Annotated in this window: 11 protein-coding genes; 10 read left to right on the forward strand and 1 reads right to left on the reverse strand. The window is 70.8% G+C overall.

Annotation, left to right across the window (positions count from 1 at the left end):
- Positions 1-3 precede the first annotated feature (3 nt).
- From PG878_RS00990 to PG878_RS01015, 6 genes are all read left to right on the forward strand, one after another.
- Positions 4-2,001, forward strand: a complete 1,998-nt coding sequence (locus PG878_RS00990; protein ID WP_209030597.1) for a phospholipase D family protein — start codon at positions 4-6, stop codon at positions 1,999-2,001.
- Positions 2,002-2,144: 143 nt separating this feature from the next.
- On the forward strand, positions 2,145-2,564 hold the full coding sequence (locus tag PG878_RS00995; RefSeq protein ID WP_209030377.1) for a hotdog fold thioesterase: 420 nt from the start codon (positions 2,145-2,147) through the stop codon (positions 2,562-2,564).
- A 112-nt stretch (positions 2,565-2,676) separates the two neighbouring features.
- Entirely contained in the window at positions 2,677-3,471 is a 795-nt protein-coding gene (locus PG878_RS01000; RefSeq protein WP_209030378.1) for a lysophospholipid acyltransferase family protein, read from the forward strand.
- Positions 3,472-3,538: 67 nt separating this feature from the next.
- Positions 3,539-4,531, forward strand: coding sequence for a YheT family hydrolase (locus tag PG878_RS01005; protein WP_209030379.1), 993 nt, complete (start codon positions 3,539-3,541; stop codon positions 4,529-4,531).
- A 344-nt stretch (positions 4,532-4,875) separates the two neighbouring features.
- Positions 4,876-6,951 carry a tetratricopeptide repeat protein gene (locus tag PG878_RS01010; protein ID WP_209030380.1) on the forward strand — a complete coding sequence of 692 codons (2,076 nt, stop codon included), beginning with the start codon at positions 4,876-4,878 and terminating at the stop codon, positions 6,949-6,951.
- Positions 6,952-6,971: 20 nt separating this feature from the next.
- Positions 6,972-7,583, forward strand: a complete 612-nt coding sequence (locus tag PG878_RS01015; RefSeq protein ID WP_209030381.1) for a YbhB/YbcL family Raf kinase inhibitor-like protein — start codon at positions 6,972-6,974, stop codon at positions 7,581-7,583.
- Between the two features lie 503 nt (positions 7,584-8,086).
- On the opposite strand, the gene PG878_RS01020 is transcribed toward PG878_RS01015, so the two are convergent.
- Positions 8,087-8,878 (reverse strand): undecaprenyl-diphosphate phosphatase, encoded by a 792-nt coding sequence (locus tag PG878_RS01020; RefSeq protein WP_209030382.1) that lies wholly within the window; start codon positions 8,876-8,878, stop codon positions 8,087-8,089.
- 224 nt (positions 8,879-9,102) lie between these two features.
- Here PG878_RS01020 and glnA point away from each other — a divergent pair, with 224 nt between their 5' ends.
- The 4 genes from glnA (at position 9,103) to PG878_RS01040 (ending at position 14,001) form a co-directional block, all read left to right on the forward strand.
- Positions 9,103-10,512, forward strand: coding sequence for a type I glutamate--ammonia ligase (gene glnA, locus PG878_RS01025; protein ID WP_019800784.1), 1,410 nt, complete (start codon positions 9,103-9,105; stop codon positions 10,510-10,512).
- 325 nt (positions 10,513-10,837) lie between these two features.
- The gene (locus PG878_RS01030) at positions 10,838-11,176 is read left to right on the forward strand and encodes a P-II family nitrogen regulator (protein ID WP_010341076.1); all 339 of its coding nucleotides are present in this window, start codon (positions 10,838-10,840) and stop codon (positions 11,174-11,176) included.
- A 19-nt stretch (positions 11,177-11,195) separates the two neighbouring features.
- Positions 11,196-12,635, forward strand: a complete 1,440-nt coding sequence (amt, locus tag PG878_RS01035) for an ammonium transporter (protein WP_209030383.1) — start codon at positions 11,196-11,198, stop codon at positions 12,633-12,635.
- A 328-nt stretch (positions 12,636-12,963) separates the two neighbouring features.
- A complete protein-coding gene (locus PG878_RS01040) occupies positions 12,964-14,001 on the forward strand; it encodes a two-component system sensor histidine kinase NtrB (protein WP_209030384.1) in 1,038 nt (345 codons plus the stop codon).
- Positions 14,002-14,005 lie beyond the last annotated feature (4 nt).

Raw genomic sequence — 14,005 nt, forward strand, 5'->3', positions numbered from 1 at the left:
TGGATGCGGGTGCTGGTGGTGGTGGCGCTGCTGCTCGGCAGCGGCTGCGCGAGCCTGTCGCAGGCGCAGCACGGCCGTGCCGTGGCGATCGCCGAGGCTGCGCGCGACCGCCAGGTCGACTGCACGCGCGGGGACCACTGCGCGCTGGCCTCGCCGCTGCGCGGGCTGGCCGGCAAGGCCTTCACCCAGTCCGGCGACGGCGCGCCGCGGCACTACGCCACCATCCTCGACCACGGCGAAGAGGCGCTGGTGGCGCGGGTCAACCTGATCCGCAGCGCCAGCCGCAGCATCGACCTGCAGACCTACATCTTCGACAAGGACGACAGCGCGCGGCTGGTGATGGACGAACTGCTGGCCGCGGCGCGGCGCGGCGTGCAGGTGCGGGTGCTGATCGACCAGCTCTCGGCGATCTCCGACCTGCAGATCCTCGGCGCCCTGGCCGGCGCGCACGAGAACTTCTCGCTGCGCATCTACAACCCCACCTTCGGCCTGGCCAAGCCCAACTACTTCCATTACGCCGCCAGCGTGCTGTGCTGCTTCCGCCGCTTCAACCAGCGCATGCACAACAAGCTGCTGGTGATCGACGATGCGATCGGCGTGGTCGGCGGGCGCAACTACCAAGACGACTATTACGACTGGGACGCCGAGTACAACTTCCGCGACCGCGACGTGCTGGTGGCCGGTCCGGTGGCGCGGTCGATGGCCGCCAACTTCGACGCCTACTGGGCGGCCCGGCGCAGCGTGCCGGTGGCGCGGCTCAACGACGTCGGCAAGCTGCTGCTGCGCGAGGGCGTGCCTGCGATGCCGCCGGCGCAGTTCCTGCGCCCGGAGCGGGTGCAGCGGGTCAGCGAGGAAGCGTCCGATCCGGCCTTCGTGGAGAACGCCTTCGTGCTGCCGGCGTTGCCGGTGAAGCATGTGGACTACGTCGCCGACCTGCCGCAGAAGCACCGTCGCGAGCACGGCCCCAAGGCCATCTCGACCGCGCCCAGGCTCGATCGGCTGATCGCCGAGGCGCGCGAGGAGATCATCCTGCAGACGCCGTACCTGGTGCTGTCGGACCCGGCGCAGGAGATCTTCCGCGACCTGCGCAAGCGCACCCCGCCGCCGCGCGTGGTGGTGGCCACCAACAGCCTGGCCGCCACCGACAACCCGGTGGTGTACGCGCTGTCCTACAAGTACAAGCGCCGCAACCTGCGCGAGCTGGGCTTCGACATCTACGAATACAAGCCGTTCCCTCTGGATGCGCCGGTGGACTACGCCAACCTGCTGCCGGCGCCGCTGCAGGGCGAGCTGCCGTCCGCGTCGGCCAGCGGCGAGAGCGGCGGTGGCGATGCCGGCAGCGGGCGCAACACGCTGCTGGGCGGCAGCGCCGCCGGGCGCAGTTCGTTGCTCGGCAGCGGCAGTGGCGGGCCCCCCGGCAACCGCGCCGACGGCAGCCAGGTCGCGCGCCGCGTGCTGCGCACCGAGACCCGCCCGTCCTACCTGAGCCGGCGCATCGCCAACCGGCCGTTGCCGGTGACCCGCGAAGGCGCGCGCATGGGCCTGCACGCCAAGTCGCTGGTGGTGGACCGCCGCGTCGGCGTGATCGGCACCCACAACTTCGACCCGCGCAGCGAGACCTACAACACCGAGGGCGCGGTGATCGTCGACGATCCGGCGTTCGCGCAGGCGCTGGCGGCCAGCATCGGCCGCGACATCGAGCCGGAGAACTCCTGGGTGGTGGCGCCGCGGGTCAAGCCGCCGGTGCTGTCGGGCCTGAACTACAGCATGGGCAAGGTCTCCGAGGCGCTGCCGGTGCTGGACTTCTGGCCGTGGCGCTACGCTACCGACTACGAATTCCAGCCCGGCCCCGACTGCCCGGCGCCGCTGACCCGGCGCGACCCCGGTTTCCACCGCTGCTACAGCGCCGTCGGCGACTTCCCCGAGGTCAACGTCGGCCCGAAGTGGCTGCTGGTGCGGATGTTGACCGCGTTCGGCTCGGGGCTGGTGCCGATTCTTTGAGGGGCAGGGATTGGGGAGTCGGGATTGGGGATTCGTAAAAGCAGGTTCCCGCGACCGGATGCTTCGCGCAGGCGCGATAATGTCCGCCGCGGGGTGCCGCTCTTGCCAATCCCCAATCCCGACTCCCCAATCCCGGCCTCCCAATGCCCTTTCGCGAACCCGCCGATCTCGCCGCCCTCAACGCCGATTGCCGCGACACCCTGATCGCGCACCTGGGCATCGTCTTCACCGAGGCCGGGCCGGACTGGTTGCGGGCGACGATGCCGGTGGACGCGCGCACGCGGCAGCCGTACGGGCTGCTGCACGGCGGGGCGTCGGTGGTGCTGGCCGAGAGCCTGGGCAGCACCGCCGGCAACCTGTGCGTGGGGCCGGGGCGGATCTGCGTGGGCCTGGAAATCAACGCCAACCACCTGCGCGCCGCGCGCAGCGGCGTGGTCACCGGCACCGCGCGGCCGCTGCACGTGGGCCGGACCACGCAGGTGTGGGAGATCCACATCGAGGACGCGGCCGGCAAGCCGGTGTGCGTGTCGCGGCTGACCCTGGCGGTGGTCGACCGCGGCTGAGTCCGGCTCCGGGCTGAACCCTGCGTCGCAGGCGCTGTCGCGGCGCCGGCGGCGGCGTCTTCGGGGTGACACAATTCTCCGCTAGGCCCCCGCTTCCGGTACCCTTGTTCGAATGAGCGAGTTCTCCCCACCCGCCATGCGCCAATACGGTGGGGCGCTGCGCTGGGTCCGTTACGGCTACCGCGTGCCGCTGCTGGCGTTGCACGTGCTGTTGTCGCTGCCGTTCCTGCTGGTGTGCATGGCGCTGTCGCCCGGCCGCGCCGGCACCGAATCCTTCGGCGACCGTATGGTCTGCTGGTGGTCGACCTGGCTGCTGCGCATCTTCGGCCTGCGCGTGCGCCGCATCGGCGCGCCCTTGCCCAACCCGGTGCTGTTCGTCGCCAACCATGTCAGCTGGATCGACATCGTGATGCTGCACAGCCAGCGCATGATGGGCTTCGTCGCCAAGCGCGAGATCGCCGGCTGGCCGCTGGTCGGCTGGCTGGCCGCGCGCGGGCAGACCATCTTCCATCAGCGCGGCAGCACCGAGTCGCTGGGCGGGGTGTTGCAGGCGATGCTGGAGCGGCTGCGCTCCGGCTGCTCGGTCGGCGTGTTCCCGGAAGGGCGCACCCGCAGCGGCCAGGACGTGGGGCCGTTCCACGCGCGCATCTTCCAGGCCGCGGTCGAGGCCGAGGTGGCGGTGCAGCCGGTGGCGCTGCGCTACGGCGCCGGCGGCTCGGCGCAGCAGATCGTCGCCTTCGGCCCGCACGAGAGTTTCTTCGCCAACTTCCTGCGCCTGCTCGGCGAGCCGGGGCGGGTGGCCGAGGTGCATTTCCTGGAGCCGATCCGGCTGCAGGACGTGGAAGGGCGCCGGCGTATCGCCGAGATCTCGCGTTCGCGCATCGTCACGGCGATGGCACAACCCTGAACACCGGGACACTGCCCTTGCTGCGCTTGACCGATTACTCCAGTCGACAGGCGCAAGCTCGCTGCCCATGAACGCGACCGATTACTCTCCCCCACGCTGGCTGCGCAACCCGCACGTCCAATCGGTACTGGGTTCCAGCCTGCTGCGCGTGCGCCGTGGCGAACAGTTGCTCGCCGCCAGCGGCGCCACCACCACCTCGCACATCCTCGACGGCGGCGACGGCGTGCGCCTGCAAGGCTGGCTCAGCGTGCCGGCCGGCGCCGCGCCGCGCGGCACCGTGCTGCTGCTGCACGGCTGGGAAGGCAGCGCCGATTCCAGCTACATGCGCCTGACCGCGGCCAAGATGCTGGCGCTGGGCTACCAGGTGTTCCGGCTCAACTTCCGCGACCACGGCGGCACCCACCACCTCAACGTGGACCTGTTCCACTCCGAGCGCCTGGACGAGGTGGTCAACGCCGCCTGCGACCTGTGGCAGCGCTTCCCGGCGCCGACCCTGCTCGCGGCCGGCTACTCGCTGGGCGGCAATTTCGCCCTGCGCCTGGCGCTGCGCGCGCCGGCCGCGGGTCTGCCGCTGCAGCACGTGGCCGCGGTGTGCCCGCTGCTGGACCCGGCCACCACCATGCAGCGGATCGAGAACGGCCCGCAGTTCTACGACTGGTACTTCCGCCGCAAATGGCGCGAGTCGCTGCTGCGCAAGCGCGAGCTGTTCCCCGACCGCCACGGCTACGACGACGCCACCCTGGCGCTGGACATGCGCGGGCTGATGGCCTGGCTGGCCGAGCGCCACGCCGGCTTCGCCAGCCTGGACGCCTACTTCGACAGCTACTGCATCGCCGGCGAGCGCCTGCTCGATCTGCGCGTGCCGGCCGACATCCTGATGGCCGAGGACGATCCGGTGATTCCGCTGGACGACTTCCGCAGCTGGCGCCTGCCCGACATCGCGCGGCTGGAGATCGCCCGCTGGGGCGGCCATTGCGGCTTCATCGAGAACGCGCGTGGCGACGGCTTCGCCGAACGCTGGGTGGCCGAACGGCTGACCGAGGGGTTGGTGGAGGCCTAAGCGGCGGTGGCGCGCTGGCGGGCGGGCGACCTCGCCCGCGCCGGCGCGCGGCAGGCGGTCAGCAGGGTGGCCGCATCGCGATTCCCGGGCGCGGCACGCGTCGACACTCCTTGCGCCGTTCCCGCATCGCCGCCACCACCACGTAGCGCTGCCCGGCGCACGGGTCATCTGCGCCCGGCATGCTCCGCACACCTGGTCGCCTCGGTCCGCCCGCAGCGTCGGCGACACGGCCGCTTCCGCGCGGTCCGACGCCGCCCGCCGTGCCCGCCGGCTGGCCGCAGGCGCCCGCGCAGGGCGGCCCGATGCTCCCGCTACAATGCGGGTTTGCCCCGAGCCGGAACTCCATGCACGAGCCCATTCTCGACGCCCTGCGCCGCCAGGACACCGCCGACGCGCTGCGTCTCGCCCAGACCTGGGCCGCCGAGGCCGCCGACGACCCGCAGGCCTTCCGCTGGCTGGCGCTGGCGCAGCAGCAGCACGGCGAGACCGCCGCCGCCCTGGACAGCATCGGCCGCGCGATCGCGCTGGCGCCGGAAGACGCCAGCCTGCACCTGCTGCACGCCGGCATGCTGGTCAGCGCCAACGACCTGGCCCAGGCCGAGGACGCATTGGCGCAGACCGCGGCGCTGGATCCCAACGAATTTCTCGCCTACGTGATGCGTGCGCACCTGGCGCTGGGCCGCGGCGACCTGGACGAAGTGGAGCGGCTGAGCCGCACCGCCGCGCGCCTGCAGCCGGAGCATCCGCAACTGCTCGGCGTGGACGGCATGCTGGCGCTGCGCCGCGGCGACGCCGACCGCGCGCTGGCGCTGCTCGCGCGCGCCAGCAATGCGCTGCCGGACGATCCGCGCCTGCTCTACGCGCTGGGTTTCGCCTATCTGGACAAGCAGCACTTCGCCTTCGCCGAGACCGCGTTCCGCCGCGTCGCCGCGCTCACTCCGGGCACCGGCGCGGCGATGATGGCGCTGGTCGCGCAGTTGGCCTACCGCCAGGGCCGCCTGGACGACGCCATCACCGCGCTGGAGACGGTGCTGGCCGCTCCGGCCGGCGATACCGCCAACATGCGCCGGCTGGCCGGCGAGTACGCCTTGCAGGCCGACCGTCCGGCCGAGGCGCTGGAGCATCTGCGCCGCACCCTGGCGGTGGCCCCGGCCGATCGCCGTACCCTGCACGCCGCGCTGATCGCCTGGCAGCGCCTGGGCACGATCGACGACGCCCGCGCCACCCTGGAAGCGGCGCTGGCCACCACCACCGACGCCCACGACCTGTGGCTGGCGCGGCTGGCGCTGGAGCCGGTGGGCGGCCCCGAGGCGCGCGCGCTGATCGCGCGCTGGCAGGCGGCGATGCCGGCGCACGTGCCGGCGCTGGAAGCGCAGCTGCGGGTGCACGACATGGCCGGCGAGCGCGACCAGGGCGAGGCCGTGGCGCAGCGCATCGTGGCGCTGGAACCGGGCCGGCTCAGCGGCGAGGAACGCCTGGTCGAGGCGCTGCTGGAGCGCGGCGAGCACGATGCCGCCATCGCCCACGTGCGCGGCCTGATGCAGCGCATGCCCGAACGCGACCGCACCGTGGTGCGGCCGTGGCTGGCGGCGGTGCAGGATGCGGCCGGGCGTCCGGAAGACGCGCTGGCGACCTGGGTGGCCTTCCAGGAGGAGCAGTTGCCGCACCGCCTGCCGCTGCCGCCGCTGGGCCAGGCCCCGGCGCAGTGGCCGCCGCTGGGCGCGGTCGACCCGCAGAACCAGGCGCGCCCGCTGTTCGTCTGGGGTCCGCCGGGCAGCGGCGTGGAGCGGGTGATCGCGGTGATCGACGCGGCCAGCCCGGTGCTGCGCGGCGACCGCTTTGGCCCGCAGCCGCCGACCGACGGCCTGCAGCGCTTCCGCAGCGTCGAGGAACTGGACAGCGGCGCCCTTGACGGTGCGGCGCTGGTCGCCGAGTGGCGCGCGCAACTGCCGGCGCGCGGCGTCGGCGACGGCAACATCGTCGACTGGCTGCTGTGGTGGGACAACGCGCTGCTGCGCGCGCTGCGCCCGCACCTGCCGGAAGGGCGGCTGTTGATCGTGCTGCGCGACCCGCGCGACATGCTGCTGGACTGGCTGGCCAACGGTGCCCCGGCGCCGCTGGGCCTGGCCTCGCCGGAGACCGGCGCGCATTGGCTGGCGGCGGTGCTGGCGCAGGTCGCCGACCTGCACGAGCAGGACCTGTATCCGCACCACCTGGTGCGCCTGGACGGGACCGAGCACGATCCGGCCGGCGTGGCGGCGGCGCTGGAGCAGGCGTTCGGCGTGGCGTTCCCGACCATCGCCACGGTCGGCCCGCCGCGCCTGGCCGCCGGCCACTGGCGCGCCTACGCCGCACCGCTGTCCGCGGCCTTCGCGCTGCTGACGCCGGTCGCGGTGCGCCTTGGCTACCCTGAAACCTGATTCCCCAAGGAGATTCACGCATGCGTCTTCGCAGTGACAGCATCCAGCCGGGGCAGCCCATTGCCGCGACCTACGCGATGGGCCAGGCCGACGGCTTCGGCGGCAACCGCAATCCCCACCTGGCCTGGGACGCGGTGCCGGCCGGCACCCAGTCCTTCGTGCTGCTGTGCGTCGATCCGGACGTGCCGACCGTGGCCGAAATGGTCGGCCGCGACGACGTGCAGATCCCGGTCGAACAACCGCGCACCGAATTCGTGCATTGGGTGGCGGTGGATCTGCCCGCCGACCTGCGGGAGATCGCCGAGGGCAGCGCCAGCGACGGCGTGGTGGCCAAGGGCAAGCCGCAACCGCCCGGCCTGGACGGCGCGCGGCAGGGGCTGAACAGCTACACCGACTGGTTCGCCGGCGATGCGGCGATGGGCGGCGACTACACCGGCTACGACGGCCCGTACCCGCCGGCCAACGACCTGCGCGTGCACCGCTACTTCTTCCGCCTGTTCGCGCTGGATGTGGCGCGCCTGGACGTGCCGGCACGCTTCACCGCCGCCGACGCCCTGCGCGCGATGCAGGGCCATGTGCTGGCCGAAGCCAGCCTGCACGGCACCTACAGCCTCAATCCGGCCGCGAAGTGAGCGGCAAAAGCCCCTCTCCCCCCGGGAGAGGGGTCGGGGTGAGGGTCGGAGCGCGAAGCGCCTAGCCGATCCGTCATTGCGAGGCTTCGCCCGTACCCTCATCCGCCCCTGCGGGGCACCTTCTCCCGGCGGGAGAAGGGAAGAGCCGTCGCCCCTCTCCCTCCGGGAGAGGGGTTGGGGTGAGGGTCGGGGCGCGAAGCGCCTAGCCAAACTGTCATTGCGAGGCTTCGCCCGCACCCTCATCCGCCCCTGCGGGGCACCTTCTCCCGGCGGGAGAAGGGGAAGAGCCGTCGCCCCTCTCCCGCCGGGAGAGGGGTCGGGGTGAGGGTCGGAGCGCGAAGCGCCTGGCCAAGCTGTCATTGCGAGGCTTCGCCCGGACCCTCATCCGCCCCTGCGGGGCACCTTCTCCCGGCGGGAGAAGGGAAGAGCCGTCGCCCCTCTCCCGCCGGGAGAGGGGTTGGGGTGAGGGTCCGGGGCGCGAAGCGCCTCGCCGACGTAACCCCTTACGCCGCCGGCAACCACAGCAGCAGCGCCGCGCCCAGCACGATGCGGTACACCGCGAAGGCGGTGAAGCGGTGCGACTTGATGTAGCCCAGCAGCCACTTCACCACCACGAAGCCGGTGACCATCGAGGCGACGAAAGCCAGGGCCACGTCGCCCCAGTTCTCGCTGCCCAGGCCGCCGTCCTTGTACAGCTCCAGGAACGAGTACGCGCTGGCCGCGAACATGGTCGGAATGCCGACCAGGAAGGCGAACTCGGCCGCGGCCGAGCGCTTGCTCAGGCCCAGCAGCATCGCCAGGAAGATCGTCGCCGCCGACCGCGAGGTGCCGGGGAACACGCCGGCCGCCACCTGCGCCAGGCCGACCGCGATGGCCACCGTCCAGGTCACCGTCTCGCGCTCCGGCAGGCGCGCAGCGAAGTACTCGGCCACCAGCATCCACACGCCGCCGATCACCAGCGCCCATGCCACCGGCTGCACGCTGTCGGGCAACTGCCAGCCGGCCTTGCGCACCGCCAGGCCGACCACCGCGGTCACCAGGAAGGCCGCGCCCAGCTTGAAGGCGTAGTCGCGGTTGGCGCGGTCGCCCAGGCCGGTGGCCAGATCCCACAGGCGCTGCCGGAACACCAGGGTGGTGGCCAGGATCGCGCCGGCCTGGATCACGATGTTGAAGAAGTCGGAACGGTGGCCGAGCCAGCGCTCGGCGATCAACAGGTGCCCGGTGCTGGAGATGGGCAGGAATTCGGTCAGGCCTTCGATGATGCCCAGCAGCAGGGCCGACAACAGATCGCTCATGGAGGAGAGGGTCGCTTTGGGGGGAGGGGACGCTGCGCAAGGATAGAGCATCCGCCTGGCGCACAAATTTGGTGCGTTCAGGTGTGAATGCACCACGAAAGTGCAGTGCATTTGCATCGTTCGCGTGCACGCTTCAGCAGAATCAAGGGCTTGTGAGTGCCACACGCTTGGCATGGCGATTGCTGATACTCGCCCACGCCCTTCACAACCCGAGGTTGCATCGAATGTCTGCGGAAACTATTGAGAAGCTGGTCAAGGACAACAAGATCGAGTTCGTCGACCTGCGCTTCGTCGACATGCGCGGCGTGCAGCAGCACGTCACCTTCCCGGTCAGCATCATCGAACCGTCGCTGTTCGAGGAAGGCAAGATGTTCGACGGCAGCTCGATCGCCGGCTGGAAGGGCATCAACGAGTCGGACATGGTCCTGCTGCCCGACGCCGACACCGCCTTCGTCGATCCGTTCATGGCCGATCCGACCCTGGTGCTGACCTGCGACATCCTCGATCCGGCCACCATGCAGAGCTATGGCCGCGACCCGCGCGGCGTGGCCAAGCGCGCCGAGGCCTACCTGAAGTCCAGCGGCATCGCCGACCAGGCGTTCTTCGGCCCGGAGCCGGAATTCTTCATCTTCGACGGCGTGCGCTTCGGCAACGAGATGGGCCACACCTTCTTCAAGATCGATTCGGAGGAAGCGGCCTGGAGCAGCGGCAGCAAGATCGAAGGCGGCAACAGCGGCTACCGTCCGGCGGTCAAGGGCGGCTACTTCCCGGTGCCGCCGACCGACTCGCTGCAGGACCTGCGCGCCGAGATGTGCAAGACCCTGGAGCAGGTCGGCATCGAAGTCGAGGTGCACCACCACGAAGTGGCCACCGCCGGCCAGTGCGAGATCGGCACCAAGTTCAACTCGCTGGTGAAGAAGGCCGACGAACTGATGATGATGAAGTACATCATCAAGAACGTCGCCTACCGCAACGGCAAGACCGCGACCTTCATGCCCAAGCCGATCGTCGGCGACAACGGCTCGGGCATGCACGTGCACCAGTCGCTGGCCAAGGGCGGCACCAACCTGTTCTCCGGCGACGGCTACGGCGGCCTGTCGCAGATGGCGCTGTGGTACATCGGCGGCATCTTCAAGCACGCCAAGGCGATCAACGCCTTCACCAACTCCGGCACCAACAGCTACAAGCGCCTGGTCCCGGGCTTCGAGGCGCCGGTGATGCTGGCCTACTCGGCGCGCAACCGTTCGGCCTCGTGCCGCATTCCGTGGGTGTCCAACCCGAAGGCGCGCCGCATCGAGATCCGCTTCCCGGATCCGCTGCAGTCCGGCTACCTGACCTTCGCCGCGCTGATGATGGCCGGCCTGGACGGCATCAAGAACCAGATCGACCCGGGCGCGCCCAGCGACAAGGACCTGTACGACCTGCCGCCGGAAGAAGAGAAGCAGATCCCGCAGGTGTGCTCCAGCCTCGATCAGGCGCTGGAAGCGCTGGACGCCGACCGCGAGTTCCTCAAGGCCGGCGGCGTGTTCACCGACGACTTCATCGACGGCTACATCGCGCTGAAGATGCAGGAAGTGACCAAGTTCCGCGCGGCCACGCACCCGCTGGAATACCAGCTGTACTACGCCAACTGAGTTCCACGCGCGGCGATGGCGAAGGCTTCCCCTCCCTCCTTCGCCATCGCCGCCACCTGCCCGGCTGGGGAGCCGCGCAGGTGGTCCGCGCCCGCTATTGCGTCATCGATTGACCAGGGGATGTACCGCGCAACAGAGCGCTTGCGTGCCGTGGGCCACGTTCCCTCCCACGTCGCCGTTGCCGCCGCACCTTCGGTGCGGTGGGCCACGGCGTGATCCACGGAACGCATCGCGCAGCAGTAACCGCGCCGTTCGCGGCGCGGTCGATGGGCTCAGTGCCGGCCGGCCTTCGGCGGCCGGTTCCTTCCACCAACGGGGTATGCGCATGAAACTGATCACCGCCATCATCCGGCCATTCAAGCTCGACGAGGTCCGCGAGGCCTTGTCGCAGGCTGGGGTGTCCGGCATCACCGTCACCGAGGTCAAGGGCTTCGGTCGGCAGAAGGGCCACACCGAGTTGTATCGCGGTGCCGAATACGTCGTCGACTTCCTGCCCAAGATCAAGATCGAGACCGTGGTGACCGACGAGCGTCTGGATGCCGTGGTCGAGGCGATCCAGGGCGCGGCCGGCACCGGCAAGATCGGCGATGGCAAGATCTTCGTCACCGCCATCGAGCAGGTCGTCCGTATCCGTACCGGCGAAATCGGCGCCGATGCGCTCTAACCCCACCTTGGAGCCCTTCATGAAGACAGGTCTGTTCGCCGGGTGGAAGGCCCGGTTCTACGCGGTATGCATGCTGATGCTGGTCAGCGCGATGGCGGTCGGCGTGCCCGGCAACGCCTTCGCCCAGGCCGAAGTCACCCCGGCGCCGACGCCGGACGTGGTCACCGAACAACTGACGCCGCCGCCTGCGCCGGCCGCCGCACCGGCACCGGCCGCTGCCGCGCCGGTGGTGGACAAGGGCGACGTCGCCTGGATGCTCACCTCCACGCTGCTGGTGCTGCTGATGGTGGTGCCCGGCCTGGCGCTGTTCTACGGCGGCATGGTCCGCGCCAAGAACGTGCTGTCGGTGCTGATCCAGGTCGGCGTGGTGTTCTCGCTGATCGCGGTGCTGTGGGTGGTGTACGGCTACAGCCTGGCGTTCGCCGACGGCGGTCCGTTCATCGGCACGCTGCACAAGGCGCTGCTGGCCGGCGTCGACACCACCACGCTGGCCGACACCTTCTCCAAGGGCTTCAAGCTGCCGGAGTACGTGTTCGTCGCCTTCCAGCTGACCTTCGCCGGCATCACCGGCGCGCTGATCGTCGGCGCCTTCGCCGAGCGGGTGAAGTTCGCCGCGGTGCTGCTGTTCGTGGTCATCTGGTTCACCTTCGGCTACCTGCCGCTGGCGCACATGGTGTGGTCGACCCCGGGTTTCCTGTTCAGCAGGAGCGCGCTGGACTTCGCCGGCGGCACCGTGGTCCATATCAACGCCGGCGTGGCCGGCCTGGTCGGTTCCTACTTCGTCGGCAAGCGCCTGGGCTTCGGCCACACCGCGATGAAGCCGCACAACGTGACCCTGACCTTCGTTGGCGCCTCGCTGCTGTGGGTGGGCTGGTTCGGCTTCAACGCCGGCTCGGCGCTGGAAGCCAACGCCACCGCCGCACTGGCTTTCCTCAACACCCTGCTGGCCACCGCCGCGGCGGTGCTGGCGTGGTCGCTGACGGAGAAGGTGATCAAGGGCAAGTCCTCGGCGCTGGGCGTGGCCTCGGGCATGGTCGCCGGCCTGGTCGGCATCACCCCCGCCGCCGGCACCGTGGGGCCGTTCGGCGCGATCGCCATCGGCGTGGCCGCCGGCGTGATCTGCGTGTGGGGCGTGACCGGGCTGAAGAAGCTGCTCAACGCCGACGACACCCTGGACGTGTTCGGCGTGCACGGTGTCGGCGGCATCGTCGGCGCAATCCTGACCGGCGTGTTCACCGACAAGGCGCTGGGCGGCATGGGCTACGCCGAGGGCATGACCATGGGCAAGCAGGTGCTGGTGCAGGCCGAAGGCGTGCTGATCACCGTGGGCTGGATCGGCGTGGTCTCGGTGGTCGGCTTCCTGATCGCCAAGCTGGTGATCGGCCTGCGCGTCCCGGAAGACGCCGAGCGCGAGGGTCTGGACATCACCTCGCATGGCGAATCCGCCTACGAGTTGTGAGTTTCGCCGGCCCGCGACGGCGGTCGCGGGCCTTGTCGCAGTACGTGTGGCCGGAGCTGGTGGCCGGTCCGCGCGACCGCGGCCTTCGCCGGCGCTTCCTGGGGGGAAGCGCCGGCCATTCTCAAAAGATCGAGGTATTCCGCGTGGCCATTCGCCTCGCCACACCCCCGGCTTTCCGCAAGATTCCTGGTTGCGTCGTGATGCAAGGCCGGGTGGCACCATCCACTGGTGGACAGCCGGCCGCACGCCGCGCCGTCCGCCAGGGCAGGGGCCACGCCGTGCGCCGCTCGCCCGTGCCGCCTGCCTGGCTTTGCACTACATTGGTGCAATGCTCATGAACACCACGCCGCCCCCGCTTTCCGCCCTCGGCACCCCGGTGGTCTGGGCCGATGGCGACGGCCGCCTGCGCGGCGCCAATCCCGCCTTCGCGCGCTGGCTCGGGGTCAGCGTGCGGCGCCTGCTCGACCAGCCGCTGGCCTCGCTGGAAGTGCAGGGCGATGCGCTGGCGCGGTTCCTGCGCAACGACGAGCGCGACGTGCTGCGCCTGCACCGCATGGCCCTGGCCGTGCCCGGCGAACCCCCGCGCTTCGCCGAAGGCTGGCTGTCGCGGCTGGACGACGGCGGCTGGCTGCTGGAAGCGCACCCGGTCGACGAATTCCCCACACCGGACCCGGCGCAGGCCCTGCCGAACGCGCTCAGCGCGGCGCTGAAGGGTCTGGCCCACGAACTGCGCAATCCGCTGGCCGGGCTCAAGGGCGCCGCCCAACTGCTGGCGCGCCGTGCCCAGCACCGCGACGAGGACGAACGCGAACTGATCGAGTTGATCGGCGCGGAGATCGAGCGCCTCAACAGCCTGCTCGACCAGTTGCTGTCGCCGGCGCCGGCACGTCCGCACGCCATGCTCAACATCCACGCGGTGCTGGAGCGGGTATTGCGCCTGGCCGAGAACGAAGGCGGCTGGTCGGTGCGCCTGCAGCGCGACTACGACCCCAGCATCCCCGAATTCCTCGGCGATGCCGACCGCCTCACCCAGGCGGTGTGGAACCTGGTGCGCAACGCGATCCAGGCCGGCGCTGCGCAGGTCACCCTGCGCACCCGCGTCGAGCACGGCCAGCGCATCCGCGATCGCGTGCACGCGCGCGGCCTGCGCCTGGAGATCGTCGACGACGGCCGCGGCGTGCCCGAGGAACTGGCCGAGCACCTGTTTCTGCCGCTGGTCAGCGGCCGCGCCGAAGGCAGCGGCCTGGGTCTGGCGCTGGCGCAGCAGGTGGCGCGCGAGCATGCCGGCTCGCTGACCTACCGCTCCCGCCCCGGCCACACCGTGTTCACCCTGCTGCTGCCGCAGAGCGCGGCGGATACCGATTAGGAGC

It is taken from the genome of Xanthomonas hawaiiensis (genome assembly GCF_031834635.1).
GTDB lineage: Bacteria > Pseudomonadota > Gammaproteobacteria > Xanthomonadales > Xanthomonadaceae > Xanthomonas_A > Xanthomonas_A sacchari.

What these genes read in the sequence shown, in the direction of transcription:
- PG878_RS01015 (WP_209030381.1), top strand. Translation starts at nt 6,972, where the DNA reads ATGCGTCTTCGCAGTGACAGCATCCAGCCGGGGCAGCCCATTGCCGCG.
- PG878_RS00990 (WP_209030597.1), top strand. Translation starts at nt 4, where the DNA reads ATGCGGGTGCTGGTGGTGGTGGCGCTGCTGCTCGGCAGCGGCTGCGCG.
- glnA (WP_019800784.1), top strand. Translation starts at nt 9,103, where the DNA reads ATGTCTGCGGAAACTATTGAGAAGCTGGTCAAGGACAACAAGATCGAG.
- PG878_RS01000 (WP_209030378.1), top strand. Translation starts at nt 2,677, where the DNA reads ATGAGCGAGTTCTCCCCACCCGCCATGCGCCAATACGGTGGGGCGCTG.
- PG878_RS01020 (WP_209030382.1), bottom strand. Translation starts at nt 8,878, where the DNA reads ATGAGCGATCTGTTGTCGGCCCTGCTGCTGGGCATCATCGAAGGCCTG.
- PG878_RS01040 (WP_209030384.1), top strand. Translation starts at nt 12,964, where the DNA reads ATGCTCATGAACACCACGCCGCCCCCGCTTTCCGCCCTCGGCACCCCG.
- PG878_RS00995 (WP_209030377.1), top strand. Translation starts at nt 2,145, where the DNA reads ATGCCCTTTCGCGAACCCGCCGATCTCGCCGCCCTCAACGCCGATTGC.
- PG878_RS01005 (WP_209030379.1), top strand. Translation starts at nt 3,539, where the DNA reads ATGAACGCGACCGATTACTCTCCCCCACGCTGGCTGCGCAACCCGCAC.
- PG878_RS01010 (WP_209030380.1), top strand. Translation starts at nt 4,876, where the DNA reads ATGCACGAGCCCATTCTCGACGCCCTGCGCCGCCAGGACACCGCCGAC.
- PG878_RS01030 (WP_010341076.1), top strand. Translation starts at nt 10,838, where the DNA reads ATGAAACTGATCACCGCCATCATCCGGCCATTCAAGCTCGACGAGGTC.
- amt (WP_209030383.1), top strand. Translation starts at nt 11,196, where the DNA reads ATGAAGACAGGTCTGTTCGCCGGGTGGAAGGCCCGGTTCTACGCGGTA.